General features: G+C 38.2%; 1 protein-coding gene. It reads right to left on the bottom strand.

What is annotated here, in order from left to right:
* Positions 1-56: 56 nt before the first annotated feature.
* On the bottom strand, positions 57-431 hold the full coding sequence (locus B3Z75_RS01180) for a BACON domain-containing protein (RefSeq protein WP_294066880.1): 375 nt from the start codon (positions 429-431) through the stop codon (positions 57-59).
* Positions 432-584 lie beyond the last annotated feature (153 nt).

The following is a 584-nucleotide window of genomic DNA, read 5'->3' as shown; positions in this document are numbered from 1 at the left end:
AATCATAATAATATAATGGTATCCGACGTACCTCTATATTCCAGAAAATAAACTTCTTATTTTTTAAATTTTACTGACACGGTCTTTTTATCATTCTTACCATGAATGGTTAAAGTCGTTGTTTTATCCTCTGTAGGAATAGCATCCTTTTTTACCGATACAGTTACGGTACCGTTGCCTTCTCCTCCGATTTTATCAAGTTCATACCAACTCTTATAGTTCACCATTCCTAGTCCTACCTCTATATCGGGCGAAGTAATGCTCCAATCGGTATCGGTCGCAATGTTGAAAGTAGCTTCTTGGGTTTCTGCCGATAAGGTAATTTCTTTTTTATCAACCGTTAAGACACCTTCGTCTTTGTCGCAACCGATAAACATGAACGGGCAAATGATGCCTAAAACGGCAAATAGTTGAAGGAATATTTTTTTCATTCTGATCACATTTTAATTCAAATAACCTACTGGCATTTCAAAAGGTGGTAAAAGGGCTCCGACTAACCTGTACTCTGTGTCCACGCCTTCCATTCCAATGTTTGTTTCCCATGCATGGCTGATAAACTCTTCCCAATTACCTGGCATGGATGT

Origin of the sequence: Proteiniphilum sp. UBA1028, assembly GCF_002316955.1 — a bacterium.
In the GTDB taxonomy this organism is placed as follows: domain Bacteria; phylum Bacteroidota; class Bacteroidia; order Bacteroidales; family Dysgonomonadaceae; genus Proteiniphilum.
This window is presented reverse-complemented; position numbering and strand designations above follow the sequence as displayed.